Source organism: Streptodolium elevatio (assembly GCF_053592165.1).
This window is the reverse complement of record NZ_JBSFVE010000029.1, coordinates 1-15,592: the sequence shown is the minus strand read 5'-3', so window position 1 is coordinate 15,592 and position 15,592 is coordinate 1. Positions and strand designations below refer to the sequence as shown.

The window sequence follows — 15,592 nt, the reverse complement described above, 5'->3', positions numbered from 1 at the left end:
GCCCCGCACACGTGCCCGAACCACGTGCGCGCCCCCGCACGAACGGAGCCCGACGCCGATGACCGCGCCCACGCCGATCCTGACCACCGCCCCGAACTTCCGGGACGCGGGAGGCCACGCGACCGCCGACGGGCGCAAGGTGCGTACCGGGCTCGTGTTCCGTTCCGACGGGCTGGCCGCGCTGGACGCCGCCGACACGGAGGCGTTCGTACGCCTGGGCATCGGGCTGGTGTGCGACCTGCGCTCCGAGCACGAGCGCGACCGCGAGCCGGACCTGCTGCCGGCGGGCGTCGAGCTGCTGATCGCCGACGTCATGGGGCACGGCAACAACGAGCTGTTCGGCGACGTCTTCGCGGACCCGAAGCGGGCCGGCGAGATCATGGGCGGCAACGCCGGGGTCGAGCTGATGAGCGAGGTCTACCGGCGGTTCGTGACCACGGACCTCGCGCGGGCCGCGTACCGCAAGGTGTTCACCCGGATGGCGGAGACCGACAACGCCGTCGTCTACCACTGCTCGCAGGGCAAGGACCGCACCGGCTGGACCTCGGCCGTGCTGCTGACCCTGTTGGGCGTGCCGCGCGAGACCATCTACGAGGACTACCTCGACAGCGCGAACCACCTGCGCGCCAAGAACGCCGAGATCCTGCGGGGCATCGCCGAGCGCGGCTTCGACCCGGAGCACCTGCGCTCGATGTTCGCGGTGCGGCGCGAGTACCTCGACACCGCCTTCGACACCGCCGAGCGCGAGTACGGCTCGGTCGAGGCGTACGTCCGCGAAGGCATGGGCATCCCCGTCACCCACATCGAGGCCCTGCGCACCCGCCTCCTGGAAGCCTGACCCGACGCCCTACATGTCGGGCGGACACGCTCCCAGCGTGCGTCCCGGTGCACCTCCGTACGCCTACTCGGTTCCGCGTACCCACAGACCCAAGTGCGCGGGCGCACGTTGCCGGGCCGCGCGCAGGGTGTCCCGCACCAACAGCGCCACGCCCGGCCCGTCGTCGCGGATCTGCCGGGGCAACACCGACACCACCGTCAGACCGGCCGCGCGCATGGCACGTCCGCGCTCGGCCGTGTGGACCTGCTGGGCGTCGGAATCGTGATACGCGACGGAGTCCACCTCCACCACGACGCCTTCGTCCTCCCAGAGCGCGTCCGGCGAACACAGGAACCGCCCGTCGGCGCGGTACACCCGCGGGTTCCACAGCGGCTCGGGCAACCCGGCCGCACGGACCAGCACGCGCAGTTCCGCCTCCGGCAACGACCCCACGCCCGAAGCGACTTCGTCGACGATCGTGCGCATCCGAACCGCCGCCGGGCCCCTCCCGTACGCCGCCTCACGCCGCAACTCCCCGACCCCGCAAAGCCGGTGCTGCACGGCGGCCAGCACCGTGGCCCGCGCCCGCGCACCGTCCGCGAGCCGCCGGCACGCGTCCGCCACCGCCCGCGCGTACGGCGCCGTCGGCGGGAGCCGAATGGGCAACGGCTCGGGCAGGCGCTTCGTCCGCTCGAACAGCAGCCGCCCCGACGACCGCGCCCCACACTCGCGCGACACCAGTACGTGCACCTCCGACGCGTACCGGATGTTCGATACTCCCGCCAACTCCAGCGCCGTCAACCCCGTCACCACGGCCCGCCCGCCCGCGTGCAACACCGCCGCCATGGCCACCTGCCACCGACTCGGCGCCCCCTCCCCCAGCAGCACGACCGCGGGCGTCACCCGCACCCACTCCCCCGCGCGCACCTTGCGCAACCGCTCCGCGTCCCGTACGCCACCCCGCCGCAACTGCCGCACAGTTGCCACCCCGCCCTGCCGCCGCACCACCTCCTCCAACCACAACGGCCCGTCCCCAGGCAGCGCCAACCCCAACGGCAACACCAGCCCGAACGGATCACTCCCCATCCCCAAAACCTAGACACCCCCGTGCCCCAGACCCCTCCGACACCACGGGCGATCACCCGTGAGGTGGGGAGTTCAGTTCGGCCCAGGCGCATTTGCCGTGGGCGGCGGGGGTGTGGCCGTGGTGGGTGGCGAGGGCGGCTACGAGGGCCAGGCCGCGGCCGGATTCGGCGAGGGGGTGAGGGGCGGCCGCGTGATGCCCGGGGAGGCGGGGGTCGGGGTCGAAGACCTCGATGCGGAGGCCGTGTTCGGTGGGGTGGACGCGGACGGTCACCCAGGAGTCGCGCGGGCAGTGCTGTAGGACGTTGCCGAGGAGTTCGGTGAGGCACAGCGCCGCGGCGTCGGACAGGTCTTCGAGGGACCAGAGTTCGAGGTGGCTGCGGAGGATCCGGCGGAGTGCGGGTACGGCGGCGGGGGTGAGTTCGGCGCGATGGAGGAACGTGCGGCGCCGCGTCAGGGTGCGGGACATGTGATCCTCTGTCAGTTACGGAAGGTGGTTGACGCGGCACGGAGAGTGCGGTCAGTGTTGCTGTTGACGGTGCTCGGCAATGACGCAGCACGCAACGACCGTCGGGATGTTGCTGGAGGATTCGTGCGCACGACGAAGACAGCTCGTTTCAGGCTCAAGCGTCTCGGCTCGGAGTTGCAGCGCCACCGCAAGGACGCGGGGCTCACCTTGCGCGACGTGGCGGACCGGATCGGCTATGCGAGTTCCAAGGTGAGCCGCCAGGAGACGGGCCAGGCGGGGATCAAGCCCGGGGAGCTCGAGAAGCTGCTGGGCTTGTACGGTGTCGCGCCGGAGTCGCGCGAGGATCTGCGTGCGCTGCTGGGCGAGGACCAGATCCGCGAGTGGTGGGTGCGCTACGAAGACGTTCTGACGCCCAGCCAGTTCGCCTTCCTCGCCATGGAGAATGCGGCGAGCTCGATTCTGAACTACGAGCTCACAGCCGTTCCCGGACTGCTTCAGACCCGGGACTACGCACGGGCGATCAACGCGGCAAGCGTGCGGCCCCTGAGCGCCGAGCAGATGGAGGCAACGGTCGAGGTACGCCTGCGACGGCAACGTCGTCTCATCGATGCCCCCAAGCTCAATCTGCACGTGCTCCTGTGGGAGGGGGCGCTCTGCGTGGAGACGGGTGGGCGAGGCGTGATGCGCGACCAGTTGCAACACCTTGCGAGCATGTGCGCCGCTCCGAACGTCACGCTGCAAGTCGTGCCCTTCGCGGCAGGACGTAGCGGTGCGCTCGTCTCGACATTCCAGATCATGCGCTTCCCGAACGAGCGCGATCACGATCAACTGTTCATCGAGTCCATCAAGGGCACGCTTGCGACAGGATTCGACCGGGAAGTTACCCAGTGCGCCGATCTGTTCAGCCATGCGAGCAGAGCGGCGCTCGATCCCGGCGCATCGCTGGGACTGCTGACCGATCGCGCGAAAGGTCTTTGATGGTGTGGATCAAGTCCAGTCACTCAAGCAACGCCGACAACGCGTGTGTCGAGGTGGCTCGTGCGGACGGCCATGGCGTCCTCACTCGTGACTCGAAGCGACCGGACGGGCCGCGGTTGTGCTTCAACTCCCGGGTCTGGGCCGACTTTCTCGGCGGTCACGGCAATCGAGAGGGTTTCGTTCCGCACACCGAACCGGCGTTTGGCTACACTCCTCACATCTGAATCAGATGGCGCTTCCACGGGGGAGGGCTCCGGATGATCAATGACGACCTGGGCGGACCAGGGTTCAACGGCTGGGCGGGGTTGAGTTCCGGCCAGATGCAGGTCAGCCTCGAACAGCTCGACGCGTTCGAGAAGCGCGTCCGCGGCGTACTCGACCAGTTGATGCAGGGGCCTGTCGGCGGCAAGCCGGCCGGTGATCCGCCGACGCCCGGCGGGTTCGGCACCGGGTTCGCGGAGTCCGACTTCGTGCAGCACACCATGAGCAGGGTCGTCCTTCAACTGGAGGGCCTTGCCGGTCAGTTGCGTGCACAGATCGAGGTCATGGCGCTGTCGCTGAAGATGGCGGGCAGCAAGACCGCCGAGGCCGACAGCTCCAATCGGGCGGAAATGGCCCGTGCGCTGGCCCTGAGCCGACAGCCGCAGATTCCGCCGACCGGTGGCAATTCGCCCGCGATCGTTGTGAACGGCGCACGGGAAATCCGCGGAATCGACTGAAAGCACGTGCGCTGTAAGCGCAGTTGCCTGAGGCACGGCAGGGCATACGGCCCTGCGGTGCGTCAGGGCATCGGTACGTGCAGTACATGCAACGCATGCAGCACGATGCGACACGGCAGTACAAACCGGGGGCAGGTGAGGCCGGCATGGGCATTGTGACCGACGCTCCGAGCGGCCAGACGAACTTCATGGGATACACGCACGAACAGCTGTTGCAGATGTTCGGCACGGCGTCGCCGACGCATGCCTTCGAGGCGAGCGTGAGACTCGGCACGGCCAGTCAGATGCTGACCCAGGCCGCGGAGGAGCTCGCGTCCGGCATCCACAACCTCGACTGGGACGGCGAGTCCGCCCGGCGATTCCGCGAATGGGCGGACCAACTCGTGGTTACGACACACCACTTGGCCAACTACTCGGGGGATGTCGGCAGCACACTTCTGGACGTCGCGGTGGGCATCGGCTCCACAAAGCTCCCGCCGGTCCCCACCTCCGACGTCGAACTCGTCGACAGCATCACGGCCAACCCGGCGGCTCTGTCCGTGGTCGCCACCGTCAGCCCCACAGAAGCGGGCAAGCTGGCCGTCGACGTGGACCGCGCGAAGGCGAACATCGAGAACCAGCGCATCGAGGCGGCCGCGCAGATGCGGAAGTTGGCGATGGGGTACGAGTCGGCCGCCGCCCGCATGACGGCCCTGGCCCCGCCGACCTTTCCCGATGCGCCGAACCTGTACGGCGTCGAGAACGTCGCGTGGAACCAGATCGACGGCCCCGGCAACGGCCCTTCGCGCCCCGATGGCGGCGCTCCGCCGCCCACTGCCCACGGGACGGACGGAACCGGTTCCGGCGGTTCGACCGGGCCGGGGAGCACAGTCACCGTCCCCCGGACGGAAGTCCCCACACAGGTCCCGCCGATCACCGGTACGCAGGATCCGGGCACCGTCCCCGGCAGCCCCCTGCCTCCCGCGGACGTCGACCTCGCGGGTACGGCGACTCTGACGCCTCCCGCCGCCACGACCCCGACCGCGCCTTCTCCCCCGGGGCCGGGCGGCGGCACAGGCGGCACCGGCAGCACCGCGTTCACACCGCCGATCGTCGGCTCGCCGGGCCTCGTGTCCGGCCGCCCGGGCAAGGCGCCCGGCGGGCCCACCGGACCCGGCTCCGGCCCGCTCTCCACCCCCCGGCCCGGCACCGGAACCGCCGGTCGCACCCCGGGGCCGCCCGGCGGGACCCCGAACCGGCCGCTGTCCACCGGCCCCACGGGGACGTTCGGGGGTAAGCCGGTGTCGAGCGGAGTCCCGGCAACCCGAATTCCCGGGACACCAACCGCAGTTGCCAACGGCGGAACCTCCGGTGCCCGGCCGTACGGCCGCCCGGGCACTCCCGCGATCACCGGCGGTCAGAGCGTTCCAGGCTCAACAAGCGCCGCCTCCCCGCGCGGTGGCCCGCGCAGCGGACCGGTGCACGGCGGCGTGCCCGCACACCCGACGGCAGGGCAGCGGGGGCCGGTCGGCGGGACCGGCACGGGCGCACTCGGCAACAGGCCCTTCTCGCCCGGTGGTTCCGGACTGCGCAACCCGGCCGGCGGACGGCCGCCGATCACCGGGGCCGACGACGGCCACACGGGTCGCCGTCCCACAGGCGGGGCCGGACGTACCGCCGTCCCTTCGGACGAGCGCCGTCGGCGTGGCGGTCGGGCCGAGTACCTCCAAGACGACGAGGACACCGCCGCCGCGGAGAGGCCACCCGTCCCGCCCGTTGTGGGCTGACCGTCCGCAGGGTGATGCCCGGCGAGTGTCCATCGCCGCCAACTCGGGGTGCACGGCACCCACTTCGTGCCTCGAAAGGACCGCAAGCCGATGCCCGGTCCCGCCTCCCCCACACGGCGGCTGCTCACCTGCACGGTAGTTGTGATGACGACGTACGCGGGCCTCGCGCTCGTCGCGCCGCCGGTCGCCCGCGCGGACTCGGTCCGGGCACAGCAGTGGTACCTGGACTCGTGGCGGATGGACGAGGCCTGGCGGATCGCGCGCGGCGCGGGCATCACGGTCGCGGTGGTCGACAGCGGGGTCGACGCGTCGCACACCGACTTGTCGGGCCAGGTGACCGATTCACCGCTCGGCCCCGGCGATGGCAGCGGACACGGCACCCAGATGGCCTCCCTCATCGTGGGCACCGGCGCGGCCGGCGGCGGCCAAGGCGTCCACGGCGTCGCCCCCGAGGCCAAGGTGATGTCCTTCCGGATCCCCGGCATGACCGGCTCGGGGGTGTTCGAGACGGACGAGGCCGCGCGGGCGATCCGGGCGGCCGCCGACTCACCGGCGCAGATCGTCAACATCTCCAGCGGCGGCATCGGCCGGAACCCGGCGCAGACGGACGCGGTCGCCTACGCCCTGAGCCGCGGCAAGTTGGTCGTGGCCAGCGGCGGCAACGTCCCGGCCAACGGTCCCGGCGTCGTCTACCCCGCCGCGCTGCCCGGTGTGCTCGCCGTCAGCGCCGTGGGTACGGACGGCAGGACCTGGAGCGACGGCAACTACGGCCACTGGATCTCGCTCGCGGCCCCGGGTGTCGACATCCCCGCGGCGTGTACGGCACCCACCAAGTACTGCATGGGAACGGGCTCTTCCAGCGCCGCCGCGCTGGTCTCCGCAGTCGCCGCGCTCGTGTGGTCGGCGCACCCGGACTGGACCGCGAACCAGGTGATCCGGCGGCTCATCGGCAACACGTCGACCGCGCCGAACGAGCAAATCCCCAACGACCATGTCGGGTTCGGGATCGTGAGTCCCCGCCGCGCGCTTCAGTCGGACGCTCCGCCGGGGCCCGCCGACGTCAGTCCGCTGCTCGGTGTACGCGGCGATCCGCCGCCTCCACCGCCCGGCACCGCCGCCCCATCCGCCACACCCTCCGACAGTGCCTCCGCGACTTCGTCGGCCGCTGCGACAGCCGATGCGGCCGCGAAGTCCGCTGCGCCGACGGGAACTTCGACTGCCGAGGACACCGCTCCCGCCGGGCCGACCGCCGCGGATCCGCCCACGACGCGGCCTGAGGCCGGAGCGCCACCCCCAGGCGACCGTGCCGGCTTGGGCACGATTCTGGGCATCGTGGGTGCGGTGGTCGGCGGCCTGCTGGCCGTGCTCTCGCTCGCGTACGCCCTCTTGCGCGCTCACCGACGGCGCGCGGAGTTACTCGGCTGAACCGGTGACTTGCCCAGAAGTTCCTGAAGCTTTGCCTGGCCGATGTGTCCGACATCCACTGGCACCTCGGCCACTTCGGCAAGTTCTTGTAGAGGGCAAGAGGACGCGGGGCCGCAAGAAGGAGCGCCTGATGCCGTTGATCAACGGAGCACGGGAGCTGCTGGAGTGGCGGGTCCAGGGACCACGGTGGAAGTTCGACGACGAAGCCAACCGTCCCGGTGCCCCGCTTTTCCCGTCCGAACGTCGTGAGCCCGATGGGACGAACAGGCGGGTCGACGACGACGCCTCCCGCACGGCCGATACTCCGTCGACCAGGCTCACCACGTCTTCTGCCTGTGGGTCTCGGCCCTGGTGGTCGCCTTGATGCGACATCGGCGGCAAGGCTGGTGGACGACGGACGCTGACGTCGTCCCCCGGTGTTGCCGGGGCCGGGCGCTCATGCCTTGCAGTGGCTCAGCCAGTCGGCGATGTCGGCGATGACGGTGGGGTCGACATGCTGTGGGTATGCGTATTCGGCCGGGGTGGATGGTCCGGCGCCGGGGAAGAACAGGTGGTTGTCGGCATCGTAGACACGGATGTCGGCTTCCGGGCGGTTGGCCAGGCCCGCCCGCCATCGGGCCAGATCATCGGCGACGGTGACCTGGTAGTCGCGTCCTCCTTGGAGGATGAGCATCGGCTTGCCGAGTCCGGCCGCGATCGCGACTGGATCGTAGTCGCGCAGTTCGAGCCAGTACGGCGCGGGCAGGCCGAACGGCAGATCCGCTGCGGGGGTCGAGGGCGTCAGCTGCGCGCTGTCGACGAGCGCGGCCTGCCGCTGGAAGGTTGCGACGGTCGTGGGCGGGACCTGGTCGGGGACCACCGTGGCGAGGTAGCTGATGACGCGGACGGCAGCGTGGTGCATCGGCTGCGTGTCACCGGCCATGATCACCAGGCCCGCGACCGTCGGTGCTGCGGTGGCGACGGCCGGTGCGATCTTGCCGCCCATGCTGTGGCCGAGGACGAAGACCCGCTCGGGGTCCACCGACCGGTGGCGGCGGAGCAGGCCGACCGCGTCAACGGCGTACGGCATGTATTCCTGTGTCATGGTCAGGTCCGATGCCGTGGCGACCTCGCGGTGGGCGTACGTCGCCTTGTCGAAGCGCAGCACCGTCGTCCCGCGGCTGGCGAGCCCCCAGGCCAGGTCCTTGAGCGGTTTGTTCGGCCCGCAGGTCTCGTCGCGGTCGAACGGTCCGCCGCCGCCGAGCAGCACCACGCCGGGGCCGGGAATCTGCCCCCGGGGGACGCTCACCGTGCCCGGCACGGCGACCGGGCCCGTGCCGACGGTTACCTCGTGCTCGCTGAAGCGGCCGGGCTCGGCATAGGGCGGTGGCACCCAGGTGAGGACCGAGCCGGTCGTGGACTCTGTCGCGGCGTGGTCAGGCATCCCTCATCACAACCCTTCGCAATGAATGCGAAAGGTAGCATGGCATGAGATCATTACGGGATGGATGCCTTCGAACTCCTGGCACACCCGGTGCGGTTGCGAGTGATCCACGCGATGCGCGGCGGAAGGGAGCTGACGACCGCCGAGTTGTGCGCCCGTATTCAAGACGTCTCGAAGGCCACGGTCTACCGGCACATCGACCTGCTCGCAGCCGGCGGGGTCCTGGAAGTCGCTCGCGAGCAGCGCGTGCGCGGCGCGGTCGAGCGCCGCTACCGGCTGTGCCGCGACCGTGCGGGAATCGATACGGACGCGGTCAAATCGCTCTCCCTCGACGACCATCGCCGTGCCTTCGTCACCGCACTGGCGGCCCTCGCCGCCGAATTCACCGCGTATCTCGACCGCGACACGGCCGACCCGGTAGCCGACCTGGTCGGCTACCGGCAGCACGCCGTCTGGCTCAGCCCCGGGGAACTGCACGGGGTGATCGGCGGGATGCGGGAGGCGATCGCCCCCCACCTGGCCAACGAGCCGTCACCTGACCGCACGCAGTACCTGATCAGCCCGATCCTCTTCCCCGTCGAAGCACCGCCGACCGACACCGGCGCCGATCACACGACCCCGGCTGCTCCGAGCCCCGATGCCCGATAGCTATGCAGAGCCCATGGTTCACCCCAACTGGTTCGCCCCGAGAGGCCATTGTGTTCCGCCAGGAGTGACCGCGTTCCGCCGGTTCACCGGACAGACGGGCGGGCAGGGGCTGGACCCGTGTTGCCCGAAAGATCTAGTGTTTTTAGGGATATCAGCCGAAATCGGCAAAGGTGAGAGCGAACAGCGCGTTCCGAACGGGCAGCTTGGTGGAGCGGTACGAGATCGAGACCTTCCTCGCGCTGGCCGATGAACTGCATTTCGCGCGAACCGCCGAACGGTTGGGGGTCTCTCCCGGCCGGGTCAGTCAGACGATCAAGGCGCTTGAGCGGCGGATCGGGGGCTCGTTGTTCGAGCGCAGCAGCCGCCGCGTTGCTCTCACTGATGTCGGCCGTCAGTTCCGCGACGATCTGCTGCCCGCGTATGAGCAGATAGGGGGCGTCAATGTCGCCCGGCGGTCGCGGGCAGACCGGCCGACGCAACCAGGGTCACCAGCAGTGACAGCAGCACCGCCGGATGCGCAAAGCCCTCGGCGGCGCCCTCGATCACGCCGTACGTCAGCCCGGCCGACGCCAGGACTGCCGTCACCTGGCCGATTCCGTCCAGCCGGGCCGATCTGACGACCTGGTCCGACGGGTGCTTCGTCAGCGGGGCGACGACGTACTCCTTCGGCCCGCTCCTCACGGTCGCGGAACGATAGGGAGAATCTGCGGCAAAGAGACAACGGACGGCAACACCGGCATTGACGGCCCCGGGAGTCGGCGACCGCACGGGCGCACCGGACCGCGGCGGGGGAAGTCCCGCTGACCTGCGCACCGGACCTGCGGTAGCGTCGACTCCCGGGCTTGGAGGGGGCGGACTCGTGATCCAGGCATTGCGCCCGGGCGATCCTGCGGACGTCGGCGGATACCGCGTGGTGGCCCGCCTCGGTGCGGGCGGCATGGGCGAGGTCTTCCTCGGCCGCTCGGCGAGCGGGCGGCTCGTCGCGATCAAGGTGGTACGCGCGGAGCTGTCGGTGGACCCCGACTTCCGCGCCCGCTTCCGGCGCGAGGTCTACGCGTCCCGCCGGGTGAGCGCCTTCCACACCGCGGCCGTCGTGGCCGCGGACGCCGCCGCCACCCCCGCCTGGATGGTCACCGAGTACATCCCCGGTCCGTCGCTGGAGGAGGCCGTACGCGGCCACGGCGCCTTCCCGGTGCACGCGCTGCGGGTGCTGGGCGCCGGGCTCGCCGAGGCGCTGGAGGCGATCCACGCCTGCGACCTGATCCACCGCGACCTGAAGCCGTCCAACATCCTCATCGCCGAGGACGGTCCGCGCGTCATCGACTTCGGCATCGCGCGCGCCCTGGAGGGCGCGACCGTGACGCAGACCGGCTACATGGTCGGCTCGGTCGGCTTCCTGTCCCCCGAGCAGTTGCAGTCCGAGCGCATCACGCCCGCGGCGGACGTCTTCGCCCTCGGCGCGGTGCTGTGCTCGGCGGCCGGGCTGGCGCCGTTCGGCGGCGGCTCGGCACAGGCGATGCTCTACCGCGTCGTGCACACCGAGCCGGACCTGACCGGGCTGCCGCCGGAGCTACGAGGGATCGTGGCGGACTGCCTCGCCAAGGACCCCGCCCGGCGGCCGCAGCCGACCGAGCTCGTACGCATGCTCACGAGCGACACGACCGAGGACTGGCTGCCGGACGGCGTCCTCGCGTCGATCTCGGAACGCCGCGAGCACGCCCAGCAGTTGTCGCGGCAGGCGGCGGCCGGTGCGGGGTCGGCCCCGCCGGCGTTCTCGGTGAGCCCCGGACGCCCCGCCCACCCGGGCCCGGCCAAGCAGCCGCCCGCCCCGGAACACGGCACGAGCCATGATCCGGGTCACGATCCGAACGACGATCCGACCACCGGCTCGAACTCCGCCGTGGATCCCGCCCCGGGGCACGGGTCGGACTCGGGTGCGCGATCCGGCGTCGGGTCGGGCGTCGGTTCCGGCCTCGGGTCCGGCGCGGGGTCGGGTCCCAACTCGGGATCCGCTTCGGGCTTCGGTACGACCTACGGGTCCGTGCCGGCCTCGACGGCCTACGACGGCTCCGTACCGCCGCCGCCACCGGGTACGCCGTCGACGCCGCCCGGCGCTTATCCGCAGCCGTCCCACCTGAACGCGCCACCGCCGCCGACCGGACCGCCGCAGTCCCCGCACTCGCCGCCGTACGGCAGTACTCCACACAGCAGCACCCCGCACAGCAGTTCGCCGCACAGCAGCCCGTCCCATAGCAGTACGCCGCACGGCACCCCGCCGCCGCACAGCGGGTGGCAATCCCCGTACGGGCCGCCCTCGTTGCCCTTCCCGCACCAGCCCGCCGCACCGCCGCGCACTTCGCGTCTGGACCGCATGCCCGGCGGCCGCCGCACCTGGCTGGCCGTGGTCGTCGTCACCACGATGGCGGTGCTCGCCGGGATCGGCATCGGCACGGCGCAGCTCATCGGCGGCGGCAGCCCGAGCGCCAAGTCCTCGGACCGGCCGACCGACCTGAACTCCCCGGCGCAGAACCCGCAGGGCGGCGGCCCGCGGGGCGGCACGGCGACCGTGTCGATCAACGCCGACTCGAAGACCCTCGACCCGGTCGGCACGACGTACGAGGCGTACGCCGACGGCCAGCGCATGTCCGCGCTCTACGACCCGCTCGTGGTCTTCCGGCAGAGCACCGGCAAGGTGGAGCCGCACCTCGCGAAGTCACTGACCTCGACGCCCGACGGCTTCACCTGGAGCCTCGAACTGCGCCCGGACGTCAAGTTCACCGACGGCACGCCCCTGGACGCCGAGGCGGTCAAGTTCAACTGGGACCGACACGCCCAGACCCCGGACTCGATGCACTCCAACGCGATACGCGGCGCGGCGATGCGCGTGGTGAGCACGACGCGCCTGGACATCACGCTGCCGGTGCCGGACCTGACGTACGACCACCTCGTCGCCGACGAACTCGCGTACGTCGGCTCCCCGACCGCGATCCGTGCCGACCCCGCGGGGTTCGGGAAGAAGCCGGTGGGAGCCGGCCCGTTCATGCTGCAGAGCTGGACGCCGGGCGACAAGCAGGTGTTCGTGCGCAACCCCGACTACTGGCAGGGCCCGGACCGGCCGCTGCTCGATTCGCTGGTCTTCCAGGTCGACACCCAGCAGCCGATGGCACCGGTGATAGACGGTCGCGCGGACGTGAACTTCCAGAGCGCCAACCACGATCTCCAGCAGGCGCGTTCGGCGGACCTGGAGCTGGTTCCCTCGGTCAACGCGGGCGGCGTCATGATGGGCTTCAACTCCGGCGTCGCGCCGTTCGACGACCCGAAGGCCCGGCAGGCGGTGTCCCTGGCCCTGGATCCGGACGCGATCGCGAAGGAAGCGGGCACCGGGGCCAAGGCGGCGGACAGCATCGTGCCGTCCGACTCCCCGCTGAGCGCGGTGGCCCCCGAGCACCGGCCGGACGCCGCGAAGGCGCAGGCGCTGTTCGACGAACTGGCCGCGGCGGGCAAGCCCGTCTCGTTCAAGGTCACCGCGGGCCAGGGCGAGCAGGCCACGCTGGACGCGGTCAAGAAGCAGCTCGCGGGGTTCCGGAACGTGACGATGACGTACGAGCTCGCCGACGCGGCCCGGTTCGGCGAGATCCTGCGCGGACGCCAGTTCCAGGCGGTGTGGGGCTACGAGTCCGGCTCGGACCTGGACACGTGGCTGTTCGCGATCACGCGCGGCGGGTACAGCGGGAACTACCTCGCGTACCGCAACGACACCGTCGACACGGCGTGGACGACGATCCGGGGAGCGCGCACGCCGGAGGCGAAGGCGGCGGCCTACCGCACCTTGCTCACCGAACTCGCCGAGGACCCGCCCTGGTGGCTGTACGCCGAGATCTCCGTCTACGCCGTGCAGCGCGAGGGCAGCCTGACCGGCCTCGACGGCGCCTACGCGGACGGCGTCCTGCGGTGGGACCGGGTGGGCAAAAAGTAGACTCGCTCACCCACAGGGGGGACGGGAACGGGGAAGGGTGGGGCACGCGGTGGGACAGCACGGTTCCGGCAAGGGCGCGCGCGGCGGGAGAGAGCAGGGCGGAAGAGAGCACGGCCCACCCGGCGGCCCGCAGGGAGACGCGGACGCGGCAGCGAACTCCGGGGCGAACTCCGAGGCGAACCCTCCGGTGAACTTCGGCGCGAACTCCGGGACGGGCTACGGGACGGGCTCTGGCGCGGACTCCGGAGAGAATGCCGTGGAGAACGCGGAAACAGGAGACGAGGGCCCCGCGGCACCTGCACCCGAGGAAAACTGGGACAGTTGGCGATTGCGTCTCACGGACTACGGCATAGGGATACTGATCGCTCTGATCCTCACTCCCGTGCTGGGGTTCGCCGTACTCATGGCCGTGTCCGGCGACTTTCGGGATTACGTGCTGAAGTAACACGCGCCCCGCGCGGTGCGACCGTCCTCGTGAATGTTTGTAAATTCCGCCGGTCGCATCTGGTCTGTTGGGTGCTACCGGGGGTACGTTCCGCGGAACGTCCCGCGCGCCGCGCACCACCTCCCCGCCATCCCTGGGAGAGATGCGTGCCGTCGCGCCCAGTTTGCCCTGGAAAGGACCTGTATGACGCAGCGTCATCTCGGCCGGGCTCTCACCGCCGGTCTGGCGGGCATCGCGCTCGTGGGCCTCGCCGTCACCCCGGCCGAGGCGCACCCGCACAACGACGCGAAACTCGGCGAGAAGATCGCCAAGAAGGTCACGGCCGACAATGTCGCCAAGCACCTCAAGGCGTTCCAGAAGATCGCGGACCGCAATGGCAACACGCGGGTCGCCGGTGCGAGCGGCCACGAGAAGTCGGCGGACTACGTCGCCGAGAAGCTGTACCGCGCCGGGTATTTGATCACCGAGCAGGACTTCGAGTTCACGTACACCGAAACCCTGGCGGAAAGCCTCAAGGTCGTTTCGCCCACGCCGGCGGACGTGCCCGTCATAGTCATGTCCTACTCGCCGTCGACCCCGGTCGGCGGCATCACCGCGCAGGTCGCGGCGGTCCCGACCGGCGCCGACGCGACGCCCGGCTGCGAGGCGGAGGACTACGCGACCGGCTCGTACGCCGGGAAGATCGCCCTCGTCCAGCGCGGCGGCTGCACGTTCGCGCAGAAGCAGCAGGTCGCGGCGGGCGCGGGTGCGGTCGGCGCGATCATCTACAACAACACCGCGGGCGCCCTCAACGGCACGCTCGGCGACCCGACCGCGGGCATCGTGCCCACCGGCGGCGTGACGCAGGCCGACGGCCAGGCGCTGGCCGCGCAGGTGGCGGCCGGACCCGTCACCGTCACGCTCGAACTGCGCGAACTGCGCGAGCAGCGCACCACGACGAACGTCATCGCCGAGTCCAAGTGGGGCGACGAGGACAACATCGTGATGGCCGGCGCGCACCTGGACTCCGTGTCCGAGGGCCCGGGCATCAACGACAACGGCTCCGGCAGCGCGGGCCTCCTGGAGACCGCGATCCAGCTCGCCAAGTTCGAGGACCGCCCGGCCAACAAGGTGCGCTTCGCGTTCTGGTCGGCCGAGGAGTTCGGCCTGCTCGGCTCCGAGTACTACGTGTCGCAGCTGACGCCCGAGCAGCAGCGCAAGTTCGCGCTGTACCTCAACTTCGACATGATCGGCTCGCCGAACTACGCCGAGTTCGTGTACGACGGCGACAACTCGGACGGCGTGGGCTCCCCCGCCGGCCCGACCGGCTCCGCCGAGATCGAGGCGTTCATCAACGGCTACCTCGACAAGAAGGGTTCGGCCCACGAGGGCACGGACTTCGACGGACGCTCCGACTACGGGCCGTTCATCGCGGTGGGCATCCCGTCCGGCGGCACCTTCACCGGCGCCGAGGGCATCAAGACGCCCGAGCAGGCCGCGAAGTACGGCGGCACGGCGGGCGTCGCGTTCGACCCGTGCTACCACGCGGCGTGCGACACCACGGCCAACATCAGCAACAAGGCGCTCGACCTCAACTCCGACGTGATCGCCTACGCGATGGGGACGTTCGCCAACAGCACGCGCGCGGTCAACGGCAACTCCGACGGCAACCCGGGCTTCCCGCCCGAGGTGCGTTCGTCGGCGGCCGGCGCCGTCGACGCGGCGTACCGGCCGGGGTACGTCGCCTCCTGACGACGCACCGGCTCCCGACCCGTGGCCCCCCCCCCCCCCCCGGCGGGGCCCCCCCGCCCCGCGGGCCCGGCGAGAATTTGAAGACACGACCTAGGTGGAACCAGTCGTGTCG

General features: G+C 70.9%; 13 protein-coding genes and 1 pseudogene. 10 read left to right on the top strand and 4 right to left on the bottom strand.

What is annotated here, in order from left to right:
- Positions 1–58 precede the first annotated feature (58 nt).
- Entirely contained in the window at positions 59–838 is a 780-nt protein-coding gene (locus ACWD12_RS35700; protein WP_450103085.1) for a tyrosine-protein phosphatase, read from the top strand.
- Positions 839–901: 63 nt separating this feature from the next.
- On the opposite strand, the gene ACWD12_RS35695 is transcribed toward ACWD12_RS35700, so the two are convergent.
- Positions 902–1,903 carry a hypothetical protein gene (locus tag ACWD12_RS35695; RefSeq protein ID WP_450103084.1) on the bottom strand — a complete coding sequence of 334 codons (1,002 nt, stop codon included), beginning with the start codon at positions 1,901–1,903 and terminating at the stop codon, positions 902–904.
- Between the two features lie 52 nt (positions 1,904–1,955).
- Complete coding sequence (locus tag ACWD12_RS35690) at positions 1,956–2,369, bottom strand: ATP-binding protein (protein WP_450103083.1); 414 nt, start codon at positions 2,367–2,369, stop codon at positions 1,956–1,958.
- Positions 2,370–2,423: 54 nt separating this feature from the next.
- Between ACWD12_RS35690 and ACWD12_RS35685 the strand changes: the two genes are divergently transcribed.
- From ACWD12_RS35685 to ACWD12_RS35665, 5 genes are all read left to right on the top strand, one after another.
- Positions 2,424–3,347, top strand: coding sequence for a helix-turn-helix domain-containing protein (locus tag ACWD12_RS35685; protein WP_450103082.1), 924 nt, complete (start codon positions 2,424–2,426; stop codon positions 3,345–3,347).
- Entirely contained in the window at positions 3,347–3,571 is a 225-nt protein-coding gene (locus ACWD12_RS35680) for a DUF397 domain-containing protein (protein WP_450103081.1), read from the top strand. The genes ACWD12_RS35685 and ACWD12_RS35680 overlap by 1 nt, the downstream gene beginning before the upstream one ends.
- Before the next feature lie 33 nt (positions 3,572–3,604).
- Complete coding sequence (locus tag ACWD12_RS35675; RefSeq protein ID WP_450103080.1) at positions 3,605–4,066, top strand: hypothetical protein; 462 nt, start codon at positions 3,605–3,607, stop codon at positions 4,064–4,066.
- Positions 4,067–4,212: 146 nt separating this feature from the next.
- On the top strand, positions 4,213–5,832 hold the full coding sequence (locus tag ACWD12_RS35670; RefSeq protein ID WP_450103079.1) for a hypothetical protein: 1,620 nt from the start codon (positions 4,213–4,215) through the stop codon (positions 5,830–5,832).
- Positions 5,833–5,976: 144 nt separating this feature from the next.
- A complete protein-coding gene (locus tag ACWD12_RS35665) occupies positions 5,977–7,257 on the top strand; it encodes a S8 family serine peptidase (protein WP_450103078.1) in 1,281 nt (426 codons plus the stop codon).
- Positions 7,258–7,693: 436 nt separating this feature from the next.
- On the opposite strand, the gene ACWD12_RS35660 is transcribed toward ACWD12_RS35665, so the two are convergent.
- Entirely contained in the window at positions 7,694–8,680 is a 987-nt protein-coding gene (locus ACWD12_RS35660; RefSeq protein WP_450103077.1) for an alpha/beta hydrolase family protein, read from the bottom strand.
- Between the two features lie 60 nt (positions 8,681–8,740).
- On the opposite strand from ACWD12_RS35660, the gene ACWD12_RS35655 reads away from it, so the two are divergent.
- Both ACWD12_RS35655 and ACWD12_RS35650 read left to right on the top strand, forming a co-directional pair.
- Positions 8,741–9,328 (top strand): helix-turn-helix domain-containing protein, encoded by a 588-nt coding sequence (locus ACWD12_RS35655; RefSeq protein WP_450103076.1) that lies wholly within the window; start codon positions 8,741–8,743, stop codon positions 9,326–9,328.
- Positions 9,329–9,534: 206 nt separating this feature from the next.
- Positions 9,535–9,759 (top strand): annotated as a pseudogene (locus ACWD12_RS35650) (LysR family transcriptional regulator); the annotation flags it as partial.
- 7 nt (positions 9,760–9,766) lie between these two features.
- Here ACWD12_RS35650 and ACWD12_RS35645 read toward each other — a convergent pair.
- A complete protein-coding gene (locus ACWD12_RS35645; protein WP_450103117.1) occupies positions 9,767–10,009 on the bottom strand; it encodes a hypothetical protein in 243 nt (80 codons plus the stop codon).
- Positions 10,010–10,187: 178 nt separating this feature from the next.
- On the opposite strand from ACWD12_RS35645, the gene ACWD12_RS35640 reads away from it, so the two are divergent.
- Both ACWD12_RS35640 and ACWD12_RS35635 read left to right on the top strand, forming a co-directional pair.
- Complete coding sequence (locus ACWD12_RS35640; protein ID WP_450103075.1) at positions 10,188–13,304, top strand: ABC transporter substrate-binding protein; 3,117 nt, start codon at positions 10,188–10,190, stop codon at positions 13,302–13,304.
- A gap of 628 nt (positions 13,305–13,932) precedes the next feature.
- Positions 13,933–15,480, top strand: a complete 1,548-nt coding sequence (locus ACWD12_RS35635; RefSeq protein ID WP_450103074.1) for a M28 family metallopeptidase — start codon at positions 13,933–13,935, stop codon at positions 15,478–15,480.
- Positions 15,481–15,592 lie beyond the last annotated feature (112 nt).